This window comes from Rhizobium sp. UFLA01-1127, assembly GCF_059803845.1.
The window spans coordinates 15,175-34,230 of record NZ_JAUQTZ010000062.1; the positions used below are offsets into that span (position 1 = coordinate 15,175).

General features: G+C 58.7%; 16 protein-coding genes and 1 pseudogene. 14 read left to right on the forward strand and 3 right to left on the reverse strand.

The window, feature by feature from the left end; translation table 11 throughout:
* Position 1: 1 nt before the first annotated feature.
* Entirely contained in the window at positions 2 to 868 is an 867-nt protein-coding gene (ku, locus tag Q4Q11_RS16940; RefSeq protein WP_498570221.1) for a non-homologous end joining protein Ku, read from the reverse strand.
* 243 nt (positions 869 to 1,111) lie between these two features.
* Between ku and Q4Q11_RS16945 the strand changes: the two genes are divergently transcribed.
* The 7 genes from Q4Q11_RS16945 to Q4Q11_RS16975 all read left to right on the forward strand — a co-directional run bounded on the left by Q4Q11_RS16945 (position 1,112) and on the right by Q4Q11_RS16975 (position 5,600).
* On the forward strand, positions 1,112 to 1,402 hold the full coding sequence (locus Q4Q11_RS16945; RefSeq protein ID WP_498570212.1) for a hypothetical protein: 291 nt from the start codon (positions 1,112 to 1,114) through the stop codon (positions 1,400 to 1,402).
* A 433-nt stretch (positions 1,403 to 1,835) separates the two neighbouring features.
* Positions 1,836 to 3,134 carry an NRAMP family divalent metal transporter gene (locus Q4Q11_RS16950; RefSeq protein WP_498570213.1) on the forward strand — a complete coding sequence of 433 codons (1,299 nt, stop codon included), beginning with the start codon at positions 1,836 to 1,838 and terminating at the stop codon, positions 3,132 to 3,134.
* Between the two features lie 99 nt (positions 3,135 to 3,233).
* A complete protein-coding gene (locus Q4Q11_RS16955) occupies positions 3,234 to 3,734 on the forward strand; it encodes a YciE/YciF ferroxidase family protein (protein WP_113222547.1) in 501 nt (166 codons plus the stop codon).
* 169 nt (positions 3,735 to 3,903) lie between these two features.
* Positions 3,904 to 4,086 carry a hypothetical protein gene (locus Q4Q11_RS16960; protein ID WP_112507605.1) on the forward strand — a complete coding sequence of 61 codons (183 nt, stop codon included), beginning with the start codon at positions 3,904 to 3,906 and terminating at the stop codon, positions 4,084 to 4,086.
* A gap of 9 nt (positions 4,087 to 4,095) precedes the next feature.
* Positions 4,096 to 4,293, forward strand: a complete 198-nt coding sequence (locus tag Q4Q11_RS16965; RefSeq protein WP_112507603.1) for a hypothetical protein — start codon at positions 4,096 to 4,098, stop codon at positions 4,291 to 4,293.
* Between the two features lie 253 nt (positions 4,294 to 4,546).
* Positions 4,547 to 5,041, forward strand: a complete 495-nt coding sequence (locus tag Q4Q11_RS16970) for a YciE/YciF ferroxidase family protein (RefSeq protein WP_498570214.1) — start codon at positions 4,547 to 4,549, stop codon at positions 5,039 to 5,041.
* A 115-nt stretch (positions 5,042 to 5,156) separates the two neighbouring features.
* The gene (locus Q4Q11_RS16975; RefSeq protein WP_112507601.1) at positions 5,157 to 5,600 is read left to right on the forward strand and encodes a hypothetical protein; all 444 of its coding nucleotides are present in this window, start codon (positions 5,157 to 5,159) and stop codon (positions 5,598 to 5,600) included.
* A 269-nt stretch (positions 5,601 to 5,869) separates the two neighbouring features.
* Here the strand turns inward: Q4Q11_RS16975 and Q4Q11_RS16980 are convergent, their stop codons facing one another.
* A complete protein-coding gene (locus Q4Q11_RS16980) occupies positions 5,870 to 6,310 on the reverse strand; it encodes an RbsD/FucU family protein (RefSeq protein ID WP_498570215.1) in 441 nt (146 codons plus the stop codon).
* Positions 6,311 to 6,503: 193 nt separating this feature from the next.
* Here Q4Q11_RS16980 and Q4Q11_RS16985 point away from each other — a divergent pair, with 193 nt between their 5' ends.
* The 4 genes from Q4Q11_RS16985 to Q4Q11_RS17000 are packed head-to-tail and all read left to right on the forward strand — an operon-like array spanning position 6,504 to position 11,102.
* On the forward strand, positions 6,504 to 7,502 hold the full coding sequence (locus tag Q4Q11_RS16985) for a LacI family DNA-binding transcriptional regulator (RefSeq protein WP_112507597.1): 999 nt from the start codon (positions 6,504 to 6,506) through the stop codon (positions 7,500 to 7,502).
* Positions 7,499 to 9,016, forward strand: a complete 1,518-nt coding sequence (locus Q4Q11_RS16990) for a sugar ABC transporter ATP-binding protein (RefSeq protein WP_498570216.1) — start codon at positions 7,499 to 7,501, stop codon at positions 9,014 to 9,016. Before Q4Q11_RS16985 ends, Q4Q11_RS16990 begins: the two co-directional genes overlap by 4 nt.
* Complete coding sequence (locus Q4Q11_RS16995) at positions 9,016 to 10,059, forward strand: ABC transporter permease (RefSeq protein WP_498570217.1); 1,044 nt, start codon at positions 9,016 to 9,018, stop codon at positions 10,057 to 10,059. The genes Q4Q11_RS16990 and Q4Q11_RS16995 overlap by 1 nt, the downstream gene beginning before the upstream one ends.
* 53 nt (positions 10,060 to 10,112) lie before the next feature.
* The gene (locus Q4Q11_RS17000; RefSeq protein WP_498570218.1) at positions 10,113 to 11,102 is read left to right on the forward strand and encodes a substrate-binding domain-containing protein; all 990 of its coding nucleotides are present in this window, start codon (positions 10,113 to 10,115) and stop codon (positions 11,100 to 11,102) included.
* Positions 11,103 to 11,449: 347 nt separating this feature from the next.
* On the opposite strand, the gene Q4Q11_RS17005 is transcribed toward Q4Q11_RS17000, so the two are convergent.
* The gene (locus Q4Q11_RS17005) at positions 11,450 to 12,163 is read right to left on the reverse strand and encodes a helix-turn-helix domain-containing protein (RefSeq protein ID WP_112507589.1); all 714 of its coding nucleotides are present in this window, start codon (positions 12,161 to 12,163) and stop codon (positions 11,450 to 11,452) included.
* A gap of 249 nt (positions 12,164 to 12,412) precedes the next feature.
* Between Q4Q11_RS17005 and Q4Q11_RS17010 the strand changes: the two genes are divergently transcribed.
* The 3 genes and pseudogenes from Q4Q11_RS17010 to Q4Q11_RS17020 all read left to right on the forward strand — a co-directional run.
* Positions 12,413 to 15,163 (forward strand): nitrate/nitrite transporter, encoded by a 2,751-nt coding sequence (locus tag Q4Q11_RS17010; RefSeq protein WP_498570219.1) that lies wholly within the window; start codon positions 12,413 to 12,415, stop codon positions 15,161 to 15,163.
* 15 nt (positions 15,164 to 15,178) lie between these two features.
* Entirely contained in the window at positions 15,179 to 18,922 is a 3,744-nt protein-coding gene (locus tag Q4Q11_RS17015) for a nitrate reductase subunit alpha (protein ID WP_498570220.1), read from the forward strand.
* Positions 18,919 to 19,056, forward strand: a pseudogene (locus tag Q4Q11_RS17020) (dehydrogenase); the annotation flags it as partial. The gene Q4Q11_RS17015 and the pseudogene Q4Q11_RS17020, both read left to right, overlap by 4 nt.

Sequence of the window (19,056 nt, forward strand, 5' to 3'; positions counted from 1 at the left end):
GTCAGCTCGCCTTGCGTTGCGAGCGCGAAGGGGATGCGGCGCGTGATTTCGTAGCTTTCCTGGACTTCGCGCGTGTCTTGCTCTGGCCGTCCAGCCCGGCGCTCTGGCGCAGGGCTTTCATGAGATCGGTAACCTCGGCAACCTTCGCGGGCTTGCGCTGCGGGATTGCCCTGCCTTCGATCTTGGCTTTGACGAGATCGGCAAGGGCCGCCTCATAGCGATCGTCGAATTCGCTGGCGTCGAACCTGCCTTTCTTGGTGGCAATGATGTGCCTGGCGAGATCGAGCATTTCGCCCTTGATCTTTATGTCCGGCACGTCTTCGAAGGCTTCTTTTGCCGAGCGAACCTCATAGTCGAAGTTCAATGTGGTGGCGATCAATCCTTTGCCATGGGCACGGATCATCATCGTTCGCAGACGGCGAAACAGAACGGTCCGGGCGATGGCGGCAACTTTCCCGGCGCGCATGCCCTCGCGGATCAGCGCGAATGCATCTCCTGCCGCCGGCGCGGAAGGAGCCAGATAATAGGGGCGATCGAAATAGACGTCATCGATATCGGAACACGCCAGGAAAGCCTGGACGTGCAGGACCTTGTCGCTTTCCGGTACCGCTGCGGCGACTTCTTCCGGCTCGAGGACGATATAGTCGTCCTTGTTGAGCTCATATCCCTTGACCTGATCCTCGCGTGACACTGGTTTTTCCGTTTCGCTGTCGATGAATTCGCGTCTGACCCGGTTGCCGGTTTCCCGGTTCAGCGTGTGAAAGGAAATTCGTTCCGAGGTAGAAACGGCCGCATACAGCGCCACTGCGCAGCTGACCTCTCCAAATTTCAGATATCCCTTCCATTGCGCACGCGGACTCATGTGCAGGCTCCCTATGGATGATCAGAGTCAAACGAGGTTTGATCCCCATTGTTCCGGTTTCGAGCATCCTCCGTGCGGGGATGTCTCGTCGCCAGTGAACCGAAAACGGCTGCCGCTTAACGTTTTGCTCTCGGTGGCTGGCATGAAGTCGAAGCAAGCCTAAATAGTAGGTATCCGGGCAAAAGCTTGGTTTCTTGTGGCCTATCCAGCGTGCGGAAAGCGTAAAACATCCGTGAACGGAGGAAATGAATGCGCCGCTATCATCACCTTGTCGAAGGAGTTCTCCAGCCGGAGGAGATAGACAATTTGCAACGGATTTTCGATGTAATGATCGCTCAGCCGTGGTTCGCTTTGAACGAATTCAACCGCGAGGCTTTCGCTGCGGAACTTATCAAGCTTTACCGCAGCGGAGTGGTTGATTTCGCCAAACTTCACCAGCTTGCGGGCTTGGCGGCCATCCGCTCGTTCAGCAGAGACATGCCGGAGGAAGAGCGGAAAGCTCTGGGTCTTCTCTATGAACCACCACTTGACCAGCACTGAGATCAAGAGGTCTTAAGCCCAAAGAAACCGCGACAGCGTGAACGAGAAATGGATTGTCCGGTGCGCGGGAATAGGGCTTGTCGTCCGATGGGCCACGCATAGGGGAGCGCTCATCCCAAAGGAAAGATCGCGCTACCCTTGCGGGCCGCTCATCAACCTGCTTCGGATAGCGCTTTCAGAGAAAGTGGAAGACGGAAAGGGTGTCTTCCTTTGCTAAACGATCTCAGTAAAAGATTGTTCCCTTGAAGTCCAAAGTGAACATTGCGAAAGAGCCTGCAAGGATCGCGCGGGTAGAGTAAATCAAGCCCAGGCAGTACCATTGCTTTGGCGTTTCCTGTTTCTTTGGAACAAATAGACCGCAAGTACAATTCATTCGCATCGGCCGCGACTGACAGAAAATGTCCGAGTCCCGGCAATTCGCTGCGAGGTGGTCATGAGCGACTATCAGATGGATGACAAAAGTGCGGTCGTTGAACCTTCGAAACCACGGATACTGGAAATCCTCGGGCCTGGCCTGATCACCGGCGCCTCCGACGATGACCCAAGTGGGATCGCGACCTACTCGCAGGCAGGCGCGCAATTTGGTTACATTACGAGTTGGACGCTCGTCCTCACCTATCCGCTGATGGTTGCCATACAGATGATCAGCGCCCGCATAGGCCGCACCACCGGCCGCGGTTTGGCCGGAAGCATGGCGAAGTGCTATCCGCGCTGGGTTGGGGTTGGTATCACTGTCCCTCTTCTGATTGCCAATGTCATTAATCTGGGCGCAGATCTCGGTGCAATGGGAGATGCGGCCCATCTGCTGCTGAGCGGCAATTCGCTGATCTACGTCGCGGGCTTCGGCGTGCTCTGTATCCTTCTGCAGGTTCTCCTCAAATACAAGCGCTATGTAGCCGTCCTAAAATGGTTGAGCCTCGCGCTTCTGTCCTACATCGCGACCCTTTTCGTGGTGCATGTTGATTGGTCGACCTTCACCCGCGGACTTCTGCTGCCGACCTTCAAGGCCGACCCGAACTATTGGTCCATGATCGTCGCGATCTTTGGAACGACGATCAGCCCCTATTTGTTTTTCTGGCAGGCCTCTCAGGAGGCCGAAGACTTAAAGGAAAAGCCGCGAGAGGAAGCGCTCGTGAAGCATCCCCAAGAAGCGAAAAGGGCGGATACGCGCATCACGCTGGATACGTTCATTGGCATGGCGGCATCCAATATCGTCGCACTGGCTATCATGACCACGACCGCAGCCACGCTGAACAAGGCAGGTGTGACAAATATCGAGAGTTCCGTCGATGCAGCGAAAGCGATCGAACCGCTGGCCGGTCATTTTGCCAAGATCGTCTTTGCCGCAGGCATTATCGGAACCGGCCTTCTGGCCGTGCCCGTCCTCGCCGGTTCGGCCGCTTACGCGGTCGGGGAGGCGGCCCGATGGAAAGTTGGGCTGTCGCGCGAGCCGAGCGAGGCCAAGGCGTTTTATACGACGGTGGGCTTGGCGACCATGGTTGGCATGTTGCTCAACTTTACGCCCATCCCGCCGATGAAAGCGCTGTTCTGGAGCGCCGTCATCAATGGTGTCGTCGCCGTTCCCGTTATGGTGATCCTTATGTTGATTGCCTCCAATCGACAGCTGATGAAGCAGTTCGCTATCCGTGGCGGATTGAAAGCACTGGGATGGATCGCATGCGCTGCGATGTTTGCCGCGGTAATCGGCATGGCCTTTACCGCATTTTTCTAAGGTCAGACGGGAACCAAATGTCCGACTGTCTGTTCGGGGACGAGACCGAAGAGGTCTCATGGTCAACATGATTTCGCCCATACATAATGGAGGACCCAAATGGCATCCGAGAAGACTTTGAACGATCTCTTTCTGGAAACGTTGAAAGACATCTATTACGCCGAGAAACAAATTCTTCGGGCATTGCCGAAGATGGCGCGCGCGGCTCAGGCTGAAGAAGGCAAGCAAGGATTTCTTCATCATCGCGATGAGACTCAAGGTCATGTCGAACGACTGGAGCAGGTATTCGAGATGCTGGGAAAGCCGGCGCGGGGAAAGACTTGCGAGGCAATCCAGGGCATCCTCGCCGAGGCCGACGAGATCACGGAGGAATTCAAAGGGACGCCAGCACTCGATGCGGGCCTGATTTCCTCAGCGCAAGCTGTCGAGCACTATGAAATCGCCCGCTATGGAACACTCATCGAATGGGCGAAACAACTTGGGCTCAAGGACGCGGTATCTCTTCTGCAGCAGACACTGAGCGAAGAGAAGGCCACAGACCAGAAGCTGACGAAACTGGCGGAAACTGCAGCAAACGCGAAGGCCAGGAAAGCAGCGTAGAGCGGCGCCTGGTTTCTATTTTCCGGTGCGTCGCGAAAGCGACGCACCTTCAGACTTGCCCGGAACATTGCTAGCGGGAAGCGGTTTGGCTTTAATCCGATACGGACGCCGCAAAGGCCGTCAAGCAGATCGTCCGCGGCTTCTGGCAAGGCAATGACAGGAGAAGATGATGAACAGCAGACCACCACCGGTTCCGGAGGAAAATCGAAGCGACAAGGGTGTCGGCGACCATGCCAAACCGTCGCTATCCGATCCCCATAAGCCTGATATGTCCGTCGATCCCGACAAGATGGGTCAGCAGGGAAATAGCCGGATCAACACAAGCCATCAGGGCCACCAACAGGACCGATAGGAGGTGCCGATGTCCACCTCGACCAAAACACCGGCCAGCATTCGCCAGGGCGGTCCGGGAGCCTCCCATGAAAATGCGAAGGCGCCCTTGAACATTCCCAAGCCACCGGCCGAGCCCGATGCGCGAGACCGCAGCAAGGTTTCCGGTGGCGGTGGCGAACGCGATCGTCATCATGGCCACGATCCCAAGCGGAAGGGTGGCAAGTAGGCGAATTGCCGCTTTCGCCGAACAGAATCGGTCGGCCATTGCTTCCAAGCCGTTACTGCCGCCTGCCGACTGCACATCGGGACGCCAGTCGCGGCAGTGCGGAGTTTAAGCGGACAACGTTTGAACTTTCACGCCCGCTGCAAAATTCAGACGGAACATTAAGCCGCCGCTGCGGTTAGAGGACTTGCCGTTCCGACAAGGCCATTCCGACAAGAATGTCACTCCGACCGGAGCCTGTGAAAGGATTACCATGATGCATATCAGCAGTTTCAAGGACATGTATCTTGCCGAACTTCAGGAGCTTGTCAGTGTCGAAACGCAGTTGACGCAATCTTTGTTGCGAATGGCCGAGATTGCGTCGCATCCGAGCTTGAAGAATGCGCTGGTCCACCATCGTGCCCAAACCGAGGTTCAGAAAGACCGCCTCGTGTCACTCGTGCGCAAGCACGGTGCCGACCCATCCGCCCATACGGATCAGGCGATGCAGGCGCTGATCCACGAGACCGAAAAAATGGTTTCCGTCCTGACGGGCGACGATTTGCGTGACGCGGGTCTTCTCGCCTCTGCCCAGAGGCTGGAGCATTACGAGATAGCGGCATATGGCACGGCTGCTGCGCTGGCCGGTCAATTGGGTTTGCGCGAAGATCAGGAGATCCTGCACAGGAGTCTCGAAGAGGAGAAGCAGACCGACATTCTGCTGACCCGACTGGCTAAAGGAGAAATAAATCGGGATGCGCTGGCCGCCTGACGGGACCCTCTCAGGGAAATCGGCCAAACCGTCGCCGCTTGGATGATGACCGTTGGGCCATGGACAATTTGAGTGCAGAGACGAATCGACAGCTGCCATTTGAAAGGAGCTTTCCATGAAGCACCATGCTCTTCAAGAGATTCGGACCGTCGCCAACGTCAATCTCGAATACCCGCACGCGTTGCCGGTGACCCGCCGCGAACGTCTCAAACGCTGGGCGGAACTCCTCGAACGCTGTGGAGGCCTGGCACTCTCAACTCTGCATGAGACGGAGTTTCAACCGGCCAAGGAGCGTGCGCTCATGCGCGCCGACAATTCGCCGCTGTCGGTGGCGTTTGCCGACCCGGTCCTGAGAGCGGCGGGGCTGTCGGACGACAGCTATGGTGAAACCAGGCGCTTCTTTGAGCTGAGTGATAACCAGTTGCATCAGCTCGTCTGCCATTGCCATTTCGGGACGACGGTGAATGCCTCCACGGCCGCTCGCTATGTCCGTTCGCTGATCGCGGCAGGTGATCGACCAGGTATACTGGCCCGGCTGCGCAACGTGTTTCGGCGATAGGAGCCCTTTGGGTCAAATCATGATCGATGCACCGGCCGAGGAGAGGCCGGAACGCCATCGCGATGCCGTAACGATGTTGCGGTCGGCACATGCCGCTCTAAATTGGACAGGGTGCCGTTATATCCGGCATTGCCTGATACTGCGGAGCTGATCGCTCGCACCACCTGATGATCCCTGGAGCGCTTCCGCCTTTCTTCGAATCGCGAAAGCGCTCTATGTTCTTGTTTCTTTGCGCATTCCGGACGGAAATCGCACTTTTCGTGGAAATGCTAGATCACGCCTTTCTTCAGGATGAAGTTCCCATAGGGGCGGGATTCGGCCGTCTGGATCACTGCAAATGCTCGCATTGCGATAGGATAATAGGCGAACCTTTCGACAGGCTGGCTGACGATCGCACGTCCCTCTGCTTGGGAGCAGGCGGCGACGACATCTTTATGCACTTCCAGCAACTCACCTGGCGCGTCGGCGGCCTCCATGTGCATGAGCGGCGCTTCAACGAACGTATCCAAAGGCATCATCTGAAGGATTCCACGCACCGCAGTCGGCGCATCGATGCCTTCCAAGATGAGGAGCTTTGCGCTGGTCGTGTGAGCCGCTACGCGGAAGCCCGAGAAATTTCGATCTACGATCGCCAATTCGTCGCCGTGACCCATGGAGGCCAGAATCCATAATAGGTCGGCCGTAATGAACGGCGGAACGCCCTTCAGCATGACAATTCCCTCCCAGGAGATCATCTCCGCCAAGAACGATAGTCAGAAAAAAACGATTGCGCAAACGTTTCGATGACGCTAGCGTGGCCATGTTAGCGGATCCTGGGAGGCCTCCTGGAGGTTGGAATTCCGCTTGGGAGGATACTTTGAAAAGCCTGCTTGTTGCGCTGCTGGCGAGAGCCGGAGTGCGCTCATGACGACCATTTCCGCGGTGGCAAAGGCGGCCGGAGTTTCGGTCTCCACGGTTTCGCACGTTCTCAACAAAACGCGCTACGTCTCGCCCGAGAAGGTGAAACTGGTGATGGATACCGTGGAGGCGATTGGTTATATCCCCAATGCCCTCGCTCGTTCGCTCAAACTTTCCTCCACGGGTACCATCGGCCTCGCGATATCGGCGATTTCGAATCCTTACTTCAGCGACATTATCTGCGCGATCGAAGCCGAATGTTCCAAGCGGGGCTTGATCGTATTCCTGTGTGACACGCAGGATGATCCGGATCGAGAGCTGGAGCTGGTCCAGCATCTGCATCAACGCCGCGTCGACGGGATCATTCTTGCTGCCTCGGGCGATCCTAAGAGATCGCTGGATTACCTCATCGAATCCGATCTTCCCTGTGTGCTTGTTGACCGGCTGTCCGATAGCCGTTTCGACCAGGTCGGGACCGATAACGTCGCTGCCATTCGCACGCTCGTCGATCATCTCGTGGCGCTCCGTCATAAGAGAGTCGGGATCATTCTTGGGCAGCCCGGTTTTGCGACGACCGTGGAGCGCATGAATGCCTTTCGGGCCGCAATGACGGAAAAAGGAATAGAGGTGCCGGACGACTTGATCAGCGACAGCAATAACAACACCGCCGACGCCACTGCTTCGACGCACCGTCTGCTCGAATTGAAGGAGCCGCCGACAGCCATTCTTGCATCGAACAATCTCACGATGATCGGGGCCATGAGGGCCATCCGGGAACGGAAACTTCGGGTTCCCGCAGATATTTCCGTTCTCGGGATCGATGATTTCGAGTGGGCGGATTATTTCGAACCGCGCCTGACACTGATGGCTCAGCCTTGCGATGAGATCGGCCGGAAGGCGGCGGACTTGCTGATCGAGCGGATAGGCAACAAGCGCCGCCCCTGCCAAACCGTTCGATTGTCGCCGGTTTTGCGGTTGCGTGAATCGTGTGGAGAGGCAGCATGAGTAAGGTTGTTCTTTCAGCGAAAGGCGTCGTCAAGCGCTTCGGCGGGGTTCAGGCGTTGCGCGGGGTGGATTTCGAACTGAAGGTCGGCGAAATCCACGCGCTGCTCGGCGAAAACGGTGCCGGAAAATCCACGCTGATGAACCTGTTGTCCGGTGTGCATAGGCCGGACGAGGGGGAGATTTTCATCGACGGTAAACCGGCGCGATTTCACGGCCCCCGTGATGCACAGGCAGCAGGCATCGCAACGATCTTCCAGGAACTGGACCTCGTTCCGAGCCTGAGCGTGGCCGCCAATCTCTTTCTCGGGCACGAGCTTGTTCATCCGCATGGAATGCTCGACAGCAAGGCAATGCTGCACGAGGCGCGCAAAAGACTGGAAGCGATCGATCGATCCATCGATCCAACCCAGCTCGTAAGCGACCTTTCTATCGGCCAGCGCCAGGTCGTCGCCATTGTCAAGGCGCTTTCCTACGCATCGAAGGCCCTCATCATGGATGAGCCGACGGCCGCCTTGACCGTTGGCGAAGTGGATCGATTGTTCGACATCATGCGTGGCCTGGCGTCCTCTGGCGTTGGTATCGTCTATATCTCGCACCGTCTTGAGGAGGTTCCCCAGATCGCTCATCGCGTAACAGTCATGCGCGACGGCAAGGTGGCTGGCGTCACACAGCCGGATGCGCCGCAGGCCGAGCTGGTGCAGCTTCTCGTCGGGCGTCCCTTGAACGAGCTTTATCCGCGCCGCGCAGACGGTGTCGGTGACGTCTTTCTGCAGCTGCGGCAGGCTTCCTTCCACCCGCATCGCGCCTCTCCCGGCTGGCAGGCGCCGGTCAAAGTCGATCTGGATGTTCGGCGTGGCGAAATCGTCGGGCTCGCTGGCGTTATGGGGGCCGGTCGAACCGAGCTTTTGAGTGCTCTCTACGGAGCAGGCGTGCCGGGCTATTGGCGGGGCGAGATCGTGGTTGGCGGCCGGCCGGCCAAGCTCACATCGATCGCGGCTGCGCGCAGGGCAGGGCTGGCATTCGTAACGGACGACCGGCGCGGGGCCGGTCTCATGCTGCGCATGTCGGTGGGCCTCAATTTGGTCATGTCGGTCATCCGCCGGATATCGCCACATGGCTTGCTGTCGGCACGACGCCAAGAGGATGCGATCAAGAGGTCTTTCGGCCAATTCGACATCCGTCCAAAGAATCCCGCTATCGCGGTCGGAGCCCTCTCAGGGGGAAATCAACAGAAGGTAGTCCTTGCAAAGGAAGTGCTGGGCAATCCGCGTCTTTTGCTTCTCGATGAGCCGACGCGCGGCGTCGACGTCGGCGCAAAGGGGGAAATCTACACCCGTTTGCGTAAGCTCGCTTCCGAGGGACTGGGGATCCTTGTCGCTTCGAGCGAAATGCCTGAGCTGATCGGCCTGTGCGATCGAATAGTGGTTTTGCGCAACGGCTGCAGCGTTGCTGAGTTTTCTGGCGGCGTCGGCGAACATGAAGTCCTGGCGGCCGCCAACGGGAGGGAGGCCTGATGTCCGAACAGCAAATTACGTCCAGTCCAGCGATTCAGCCTGCCAGGCGCATTGATCCGCTGGCGGTGATGGTCCGCTTCCAAAGCTTGATCGGCCTTATCTTGGTCTTCGCCGGCGGCATCGTTTTCTCGCCGCGTCGGCATGGTGTCATCCTGTTTCTTCAACCCGACAACATCGCCAATATCGTCCGTGCGGTGTCCGAAACCGGCATCATCGCGATTGGAATGACGTTCGTAATCATCACTGCCGGGATTGATCTCTCGGTCGGGGCGACGCTTAGTCTTGCGAGCGTCGTGACGGCAACGCTGATGGTCTCGAGCGGTTTCGGGCTCGTTACGACCGTCCTGGCAGTCCTGCTGATGGGCACGTGTTTCGGGTTGGTTCAGGGAGCGATTTCAAGCAAGTTTCGGCTTGAGGCATTTATTGTCACCCTTGCCGGTTTGCAGGCAGCTCGCGGACTTGCTCTCGTCGTATCGGGCAATCAGTATATCAACATCTCCTACGGCGACGGCCCTGGTCTCGCTCCACCGATTTTTGCCATTCTGGGCGGCCGGCTGTTCGGCAACGTCGTGCCGGTGGCCACGATCGTCTTTCTGATCTTTGCCTGTGTCGCTACGCTCGTGCTGAACACGACCAGGTTCGGCCGCTATGTCTATGCCGTCGGCGGAAACGAGCGTGCCGCGCGCATCTCAGGCGTTCCGGTCTCGGTCATCAAGATCGCCGTCTACGCCATCACCGGCTTTGCGTCCGCGCTGGCTGGCATCGTTCATGCAGGGCAGTTCAATTTCGGAAGTGCCAATGACGGGACCGGATACGAACTGACGGCCATTGCGGCTGTCGTCATTGGAGGAACCAGCCTTTTCGGCGGTTCCGGTTCAATGGTCGGAACAATCGCCGGCACGATCATGCTGGGGGCTTTGGCCAATATTCTTCAGCTCAACAACATTACGCCAGCCACGCAGTTGCTCGCTACGGCGGCAATCATCGTTCTGGCGGCAGTCCTTCAATCCCTCGTTCGTCGCCGCGAAGGATTGGGCAGGTAGTGTGGCGGCATCTCCCGAAAGGTGGATTCGGGATCAATGTGGAGGAGACACCAATGACACAGAATGCATTTCGACTATCGAATGCCTGGCGTATGGCATTTCTGGCCGGTTCTTGCCTTGGGATTGCCAGCGTAGCCCAGGCTGCCGATCCACTGGTGAAGGCTTGTGCCAAGAATGGCGAATTCGTGATCGGCTTCTCGCAGGCAAACAATGCGGAACCCTACCGCCAGCATGTCAACGATGAACTGCAGGCAGCTGCCAAGGCAGTTCCGCAGTTTACGCTGCAGATTGCCGACGGGGCGGGCAACGTCAACACTCAGACATCGCAGGTCGACAATTTCATCACCCAAAAGGTTGACCTGCTGTTGATCTCGCCTTTCGAGGCGGCTCCGCTCACACCGGCCGTCAAGCGGGCGATGGACGCGGGCATTCCCGTGATCGAGCTCGATCGCAAGACGAACGGCGAAGCTGGCAAGGATTACACGGCTTTCATCGGCGGAGACAACTACAAGATCGCGTTGGCCGCGGGTCAATATACAAGCAAGACACTTCTGCCGGATGGCGGCGAGACGGCAGTGCTTGAAGGGCTGCCGAGTTCAACGCCTGCCGTCGAGCGACTGAATGGCTTTAAGGATGGCGTGAAAGCCAATCCCAAGATCCAGATCGTTGCGGAACAGGCGGCTGACTGGCTGCCGGATAAAGCGCAGACGGCGTTCGCTGCCATGCTGCAGGCCCATCCGGATATCAAGATGGTCTATGCGAGCAACGATATGATGGCGGCGGGCGCCCTGCTGGCTGCGAAGGGTGCCGGAAAGAGCGTGAAGATCATCGGCACCGATGGCTTGCCGGGTCCGGCTGGCGGGATTGAAGCGGTCGCAAAGGGAGACTGGTCCGCGACGTTCACATATCCGACAGGGGCAAAGGAAGCGATCGACATGGCAAAGTCGATGTTGCTGGACTGTGCAACATCAGTACCTGCAACGGTGACGGTCGACACGACCGCTATCACGCCCGATAATGCGAAGCAGATGATGGGCAAGTAGAACTCTTCAGCCCAATCCGGCTGGACACAAGATCCAGCCGGATTGGGCACATCGCATGGCGACCGATGTCGGTGCCTCTCGCCTGGACCCGGACGAAAGAAGCCCGCCGGCTATTTCGAGTTGTCATGTTGTCGTTTCGGATCAAGTTAAGGCTCCATCCCTATGCTTTTTACGCAATTCCGGACGGAAAATCGCTGCGCATTTTTCTGGAATGCTCTCGGCAGTTAACGAGACCTGTCCGTGTGGGAGAAGGATAACTGCATATGGATCTTTACCGACCTATGGCTATTCGGGGCATACCTTAATGCCTACTCAGCGATCGGGAGCCGAGATGCGGGTCGGCTCGATCAGTGAAAAATGAGTTTTTTCTCTGGAGTATCGATGAGCGTGTTTGGTTTCGCAAACTCGGTCAGACTGACATGGTCTAAAATGCCGACGTGCGATCCTTTCACCGTGACGCCATATGCCTTCAGCACTGAAAATGCCCGCGATAGATTTTCGGGTGTCATTCCGAGGCGGGATGCCAGAAGCCGCTTTTCGACGCCGACGTCCACCGATCCGCTGCCTCCTTGTTCCTTTTCGGCCTGCAAAAGCCAGTTTGCCAAGCGCTCCGCGCCTGAACGCAGTTTCTGGTTTTTCAGATCCTTGATCGCGCGGCGATAACCCTTAGCCAGCTCCATGACGATTGCGCGGGCGAAGGAGGGGTCCGTCTGCATCGCATGATGTATCCGTGCGGCAGGAATCATGAGAATGCTGGAAGACGCCAGGGTTCGAGCGGATTGCAGGCAGACATCGTCATTGAGCACCGCCGCCAGAATGAAGACGCCGACTGGAGCTACAATGTCCAAGGTCGTTTCCCGAGAGCCGGTGCCGGCGAACATTTCAACCAGCCCATCCACCAGGATGTACAGAAAGTCAGCCGGCTCGCTCTCACGAATCAACACGACACTTTGCGGAAAGCGTTGCAGGAAACTGGCCTCCATAAGCGAATGAAACGTGTCATCCTGTATGGGTGCGAAGAGGCCCAGATTTCGAATTGCGGCGGTACTATCAGGTCTCACGGGAAGGCCTCCTGTCAATCGTTGACGTATTTGTATTTCATAATTGAAATTTATCAATCCAACAGTATAAATTTGTCAATTTCCTCGAAATGTATTGGGCATATTTCGTCGATATTCTTCTCAATATTTGGCTGCATTTCGTATCGTCAAATTCTTTTGACTAAAATCAAAGTCGCCTCCGGCATTCGCAGTTATTCCCGATTTCGAGACTGAAGAAGGACCATCCCTCGTCACGAATGGAATTTCGCCATGCCTGTTCACCAAGAGATTGATATCAAGGCTCAGCGCACTGCCCTGACCGCAAGCACGGTCGCCTTTACGATATGTTTCGCAGCCTGGACCATTTTCGCCATCATCGGTATTCGAATTCGGGACGAGCTCGGGCTCACCGAAACCGAATTCGGCCTTCTGGTCGGCACGCCTATTCTTACCGGCTCGTTGATTCGCGTCATACTCGGCATCTGGACCGATCTTTATGGCGGGCGCATCGTCCTTGTTGGCACCATGCTTGCCGCTGCCGCGGCGACTTTCTTGCTGACCTATGCGCACACATATCCGCAAATGCTTCTCGCGGCTCTCGGTGTCGGCATTGCAGGCGGTTCGTTTGCCGTCGGGGTAGCCTACGTGTCGCGATGGTATCCGCCCGGCAAGCAAGGCACGGCGCTCGGAATCTTCGGGGCCGGCAACGTCGGTTCGGCCGTCACCAAGTTTCTCGCACCGCTGGTCCTGGTGGCCTGGGGCTGGCATGCAGTTGCAGAGATCTGGGCGGCCGGTCTGGTCGTCACCGCGATCTTCTTCTGGTTCACGACGAAAGACGATCCCATCCATGCCGAACGCCGCCGCACCGGCCAAAGGCCGAAGAGCGCATGGCTCGAACTCGAACCCTTAAAGAATGTGCAGGTCTGGCGCTTCTCGCTCTATTACTTCGTTGTCTTCGGCGCCTTTGTCGCCCTTGCGCTGTGGCTGCCGCAATATCTGATCAATGTCTACGGGCTGGATATTCGCACCGCCGGCATGATTGCCGCCTTCTTCTCCGTGCCAGCCAGTCTTTTCCGCGCCTATGGCGGCCATCTGTCGGATGTCTACGGCGCACGCCGCGTGCTCTACTGGACGTTTTTGGTGTCCATCGTCGCCACCTTCATCCTTGCCTATCCGCCGGCCGATTACGCGGTCAGAACACTCAACGGCCCTGCCACCTTCCACGTCGAAATGGGGCTGGTAGGCTTCACCGTCGTCCTCTTCGTCCTCGGCTTCTTCATGGCGCTGGGCAAAGCCGCCGTCTACAAGCACATTCCGGCCTATTATCCGGACCATGTCGGCGCCGTCGGCGGACTGGTCGGGATGATCGGCGGTCTCGGCGGATTCCTGCTCCCGATCCTCTTCGGTGTTCTGCTCGATCTCACCGGCCTGTGGACCAGCTGCTTCATGGCGCTCTTCCTGCTGGTCTCGGTCGCGCTTGTCTGGATGCATGTGGCCATCCGTCAGATGGAGCGCCGCGCGGTGGGAAAGACGCTCGAAGCGCTGCCGCTCTTCCCGGAAATGCAAGGCATGCCGGCACCGAAGGTCGAGCCCCGCCGCAGCGATGCGGTGCTTACGGACTGGCGTCCGGAAGATCCGGCCTTCTGGGCGGAAAAGGGCAGCCGCATCGCGCGGCGCAATCTCTGGCTTTCGATTCCGGCGCTGCTTCTCTCCTTCGCCATATGGCAGGTCTGGTCCGTGGTCGTCGCGAAGCTGCCGCTCGTCGGCTACACGTTCACCACCGATCAGCTCTTCTGGCTGGCTGCTCTTCCCGGCATTTCCGGTGCGACCTTCCGGATCTTCTATTCCTTCATGGTGCCGATTTTCGGCGGGCGGCTGTGGACGACGCTGACGACCTGGTCGCTGATCATTCCTGCCGTCGGCATCGGCTTTGCGGTGCAGAACCCGACCACGCCCTACATCGTGTTCCTTCTTCTTGCCCTGCTTTGCGGCTTTGGCGGCGGTAATTTCGCCTCGTCGATGTCCAACATCTCCTTCTTCTTTCCGAAGTCGGAAAAGGGCAATGCGCTGGCCCTCAATGCCGGCCTCGGCAATCTCGGCGTGAGCGTCGTCCAGTTCATCGTTCCGCTGGTCATCACCGCCGGCATCTTCGGCCGGTTCGGCGGCGATCCGGTGATGACGAAAGCGGCGGCCGGCAGCGCTCCGCTCTGGCTGCAGAATGCCGGCTTCTTCTTCGTGCCCTTCATCGCGATCTCGGCTTTCGCCTGCTGGTTCGGGATGAACGACATCGCTTCGGCAAAGGCTTCCTTCGCCGAGCAGGCGGTCATCTTTCGGCGCCGGCACAATTGGATCATGTGCTGGCTCTATACCGGGACCTTCGGCTCCTTCATCGGCTATTCGGCGGGCTTTCCACTGCTTGCCAAGACGCTGTTTCCCGATATCAACGCGCTGCAATTCGCCTTCCTCGGTCCGCTGGTTGGAGCATTGTCGCGCTCGGGAACCGGCTGGCTTGCCGACCGCTTCGGCGGCGCGCGGGTCACCTTCTGGGTCTTCGTGCTGATGATGGCCGGTGCCGGCGGCGTCCTCTGGTTCATCGCGACCAAGGATCAGCCAGGAGCCTTCTGGGGCTTCTTCCTCTCCTTCCTCGTTCTCTTCTTCGCAACCGGCGTCGGTAATGCTTCGACCTTCCAGATGATCCCGGCGATCATGGGCAAGGAAATGATCCGGCTGATGCCGGATGCGACGCCCGAAGCCCGCCGCCTGGAGGCGGAAAAGGAATCCGCTGCGATCACCGGCTTTACCTCGGCGATTGCTGCCTTCGGCGCCTTCTTCATTCCGATGGGCTACGGGCTTTCGATCACCTTTACCGGCGGGCCGCAGGCGGCACTGTCGGCCTTCCTCATCTTCTACGTGACCTGTCTCGTCCTCACCTGGGCCGCCTATACCCGCAAGGGCGGCCTTCTCCACGACGTCGAGCGCAACAAGCAAGGCACCATCGGCAAGGCCGCGGCGGCCGAATAAGACCAGGAGAACCACATGTCTCATTTCCTCGACCGGCTCACCTTCTTTCGAAAGAATGTCGGTCAGTTTTCCAATGGCCACGGCATCGTTACCAGCGAGGATCGCTCCTGGGAGGATGGCTATCGCAAACGCTGGCAGCACGACAAGATCGTCCGCTCGACCCATGGCGTGAACTGTACGGGTTCCTGCTCGTGGAAGATCTATGTGAAGGGCGGCATCGTCACCTGGGAGACGCAGCAGACGGACTATCCGCGCACACGGCCGGACCTGCCGAACCATGAACCGCGCGGCTGCGCGCGGGGCGCCTCCTATAGCTGGTATCTTTATTCCGGCGCGCGCGTGAAATACCCGATGATCCGCGGACGGCTCCTGAAGCTTTGGCGCAAGGCGCGGAAAACCCTGTCGCCGGTCGCAGCCTGGGCGTCGATCGTCGAGGATGCCGAAAAGCGCAAATCCTACATCTCCATCCGCGGCCATGGCGGCTTTGTACGGGCGAACTGGGACGAGGTGACGGAAATCGTTGCTGCCGCCAACGCTTACACGATCAAGGCGCATGGGCCGGACCGCATCATCGGCTTCTCGCCGATCCCGGCCATGTCGATGGTCTCCTATGCGGCGGGCGCGCGTTATCTCTCGCTCATTGGCGGCGTATGCATGTCCTTCTATGATTGGTATTGCGACCTGCCGCCGGCAAGCCCGCAAACCTGGGGCGAGCAGACGGACGTGCCGGAAAGCGCCGACTGGTACAATGCCGGCTTCATCATCGTCTGGGGTTCGAACGTGCCGCAGACGCGCACGCCGGATGCGCATTTCTATACCGAAGTCCGCTACAAGGGCACAAAGAGCGCCGTCGTCAGCCCCGACTATGCCGAGGCGACGAAATTCGCCGACATCTGGCTGAACCCGAAGCAGGGAACGGATGCGGCGCTGGCGCTCGCCATGGGCCATGTGATCCTGCGCGAATATTACCTCGAGCGGTCGGTTGCCTATTTCGAGGATTATGCCCGCCGCTACACCGATATGCCGTTCCTCGTGCGGCTCGTGGAGCGCGACGGGCGGCTGGTTCCCGAGCGCCTGCTCCGGGCTTCCGAGCTGGAGGGTGCGCTTGGCGAAGCCAACAATCCGGAATGGAAGACCGTCGCGATCGACGAGAAGACGGGCGAACTGGTCGCTCCTCTCGGTTCCGTCGGCTATCGCTGGGGAGAAACGGCCAAGTGGAACCTCGAAGAGAAGGACGGCCACGGCCGTAACAGCTCTCTCAAGCTCTCGCTTGCGGGCGAGGGTGCCGAGATCGCGGCAGTCGATTTTCCCTATTTCGGCGGCCGCGCCACGGAGCATTTCGTGGCGACCGGGCATAGCGAAATTCTGACCCGCAATATCCCTGTCCGGACGATATCAGGCACCGATGGCGCGCCCATCAAGGTCGTGACCGTCTACGATCTGATGATGGCGAATTACGGCCTCGATCGCGGCTTCGGTGGCGAAAACGTTGCCCGTGATTACGATGAGAATGTGCCGTTCACGCCCGCCTGGGCGGAGCACATCACCGGCGTCAAGCGCGATGCGATCATCACCGTCGCCCGGGAATTTGCGACCAATGCCGAGAAGACCAATGGCCGCTCGATGATCATCATCGGCGCCGGCATAAACCATTGGTACAACATGGACATGAACTATCGCGGCGTGATCAACCTCCTCGTCTTCTGCGGGGCGATCGGTCAGTCCGGCGGCGGCTGGTCGCACTATGTCGGGCAGGAGAAACTGCGGCCGCAGACCGGCTGGACGCCGCTTGCCTTCGGGCTCGACTGGTCTCGTCCGCCGCGCCACCAAAACTCGACGTCGTTCTTCTACGCTCATACCGACCAGTGGCGCTACGAGACGCTGACGGCGGCCGAAATCCTGTCGCCGACGGCGCCGGAAGGCGATTGGGAAAGCAGTTTCATCGACTACAATGTCCGCGCCGAGCGCATGGGCTGGCTGCCGTCGGCCCCGCAGCTGAAGGTCAATCCGCTTTCGGTTGCGGAAAAGGCGAAGGCGGCCGGCCTGGAGCCGAAGGACTATGTTGCGAAGGCCCTGAAATCCGGCGAGCTCGAGCTTTCGTGCGAAGACCCGGACGATCCGGCCAACTGGCCGCGCAACATGTTCGTCTGGCGCTCGAACCTGCTCGGCTCTTCCGGCAAGGGGCACGAATACTTCCTGAAGCACCTGCTCGGCACCGAAAACGGCGTCATGGGCAAGGATCTCGGACCGGAAGGCGCTGTCCGCAACAAGGAGGTCGTCTGGCACGACGAGGCGCCGCGCGGCAAGCTCGACCTTTTGGTGACCCTGGATTTCCGCATGTCGACCACATGCGTCTATTCCGACATCGTCTTGCCGACCGCCACCTGGTACGAGAAGAACGACCTCAACACCTCGGATATGCATCCCTTCATCCATCCGCTGTCGGCTGCGGTCGATCCGGCCTGGGAAGCGCGTTCCGACTGGGACATCTACAAGGGGATCGCCGAGGCCTTTTCGCGCGTTGCACCGGAAGTGCTCGGTGTAGAACAGGATGTCGTGCTGACGCCTATTCAGCACGACAGCGCCGGAGAGATGGCGCAGCCCTTCGACGTCAAGGACTGGAAACGCGGCGAGATCGAACCTGTTCCCGGCCGCAGCATGCCCTCCGTCGCCGTCGTCGAGCGTGATTATCCGAACATCCATGCCCGCTTTACCGCACTCGGACCGCTGATGACCTCCATCGGCAATGGCGGCAAGGGCATCAACTGGAAGACCGAGCACGAAGTGGCGGCACTTGCCGCGCTGAACGGCGTCCATCGGAATGGTGCGGCAAAGGGTCTTGCGAAAATCGAGACCGACATCGATGCCGCGGAGGTCATTCTGATGCTTGCGCCGGAGACCAACGGCGAAGTGGCGGTGAAGGCTTGGGAAGCCCTGTCGAAGGCGACCGGGCGCGACCACGCGCATCTCGCCCTTCCCAAGGAAGACGAGAAGATCCGCTATCGCGATATCCAGGCGCAGCCGCGCAAGATCATCTCGTCGCCCACGTGGTCCGGCATCGAGAGCGAGAAGGTCTGCTACAATGCCGGCTATACGAACGTCCACGAGCTGATCCCCTGGCGCACGCTCACGGGCCGCCAGCAGCTCTATCAGGATCATCTCTGGATGCGGGCTTTCGGCGAAGGTCTCGTCACCTGGAAGCCGCCGGTCGATTTAAAGGCGATCGGCGTGGTCAAGGATCGCCATCCGAACGGCAACAAGGAAATCGTTCTCAATTTCCTGACGCCGCACCAGAAGTGGGGCATCCATTCCACCTACACCGACAATCTCCTGATGCTGACGCTGAACCGGGGCGGGCCGGTCGTCTGGATTTCGGAGACGGATGCGAAGTCGGCGGGCATCGTCGACAACGACTGGGTCGAAGTCTTCAACGCCAATGGTGCGCTGACGGCCCGCGCCGTCGTTTCGCAGCGCATCAAGCAGGGCATGGCGCTGATGTACCACGCCCAGGAGAAGATCATCAACACCCCCGGCTCGGAACTGACCGGCAACCGCGGCGGCATCCATAATTCGGTGACCCGCACCGTCCTGAAGCCGACCCATATGATCGGCGGTTATGCCCAGCTTGCCTACGGTTTCAACTATTACGGCACCGTCGGCTCCAACCGCGATGAGTTCGTCGTCGTGCGCAAGATGTCCAAGGTCGATTGGCTGGAAGAGCCGCTTGCAACCAATGCTCAGAAGGAGGCTGCAGAATGAAGATCCGTGCCCAGATTGCGATGGTTCTCAACCTCGATAAATGTATTGGCTGCCATACCTGTTCTGTGACCTGCAAGAATGTCTGGACCAGCCGCGAGGGCGTCGAATATGCCTGGTTCAACAATGTCGAAACC

Coding starts and splice junctions, on each gene's coding strand:
- Q4Q11_RS16960 (WP_112507605.1), top strand. CDS start 3,904: ATGAACAGCAGACCACCACCGGTTCCGGAGGAAAATCGAAGCGACAAG.
- Q4Q11_RS17010 (WP_498570219.1), top strand. CDS start 12,413: ATGCCTGTTCACCAAGAGATTGATATCAAGGCTCAGCGCACTGCCCTG.
- Q4Q11_RS16945 (WP_498570212.1), top strand. CDS start 1,112: ATGCGCCGCTATCATCACCTTGTCGAAGGAGTTCTCCAGCCGGAGGAG.
- Q4Q11_RS16965 (WP_112507603.1), top strand. CDS start 4,096: ATGTCCACCTCGACCAAAACACCGGCCAGCATTCGCCAGGGCGGTCCG.
- Q4Q11_RS17000 (WP_498570218.1), top strand. CDS start 10,113: ATGACACAGAATGCATTTCGACTATCGAATGCCTGGCGTATGGCATTT.
- Q4Q11_RS17015 (WP_498570220.1), top strand. CDS start 15,179: ATGTCTCATTTCCTCGACCGGCTCACCTTCTTTCGAAAGAATGTCGGT.
- Q4Q11_RS16975 (WP_112507601.1), top strand. CDS start 5,157: ATGAAGCACCATGCTCTTCAAGAGATTCGGACCGTCGCCAACGTCAAT.
- Q4Q11_RS16950 (WP_498570213.1), top strand. CDS start 1,836: ATGAGCGACTATCAGATGGATGACAAAAGTGCGGTCGTTGAACCTTCG.
- Q4Q11_RS16985 (WP_112507597.1), top strand. CDS start 6,504: ATGACGACCATTTCCGCGGTGGCAAAGGCGGCCGGAGTTTCGGTCTCC.
- Q4Q11_RS16995 (WP_498570217.1), top strand. CDS start 9,016: ATGTCCGAACAGCAAATTACGTCCAGTCCAGCGATTCAGCCTGCCAGG.
- Q4Q11_RS16970 (WP_498570214.1), top strand. CDS start 4,547: ATGCATATCAGCAGTTTCAAGGACATGTATCTTGCCGAACTTCAGGAG.
- Q4Q11_RS16980 (WP_498570215.1), bottom strand. CDS start 6,310: ATGCTGAAGGGCGTTCCGCCGTTCATTACGGCCGACCTATTATGGATT.
- Q4Q11_RS16990 (WP_498570216.1), top strand. CDS start 7,499: ATGAGTAAGGTTGTTCTTTCAGCGAAAGGCGTCGTCAAGCGCTTCGGC.
- Q4Q11_RS16955 (WP_113222547.1), top strand. CDS start 3,234: ATGGCATCCGAGAAGACTTTGAACGATCTCTTTCTGGAAACGTTGAAA.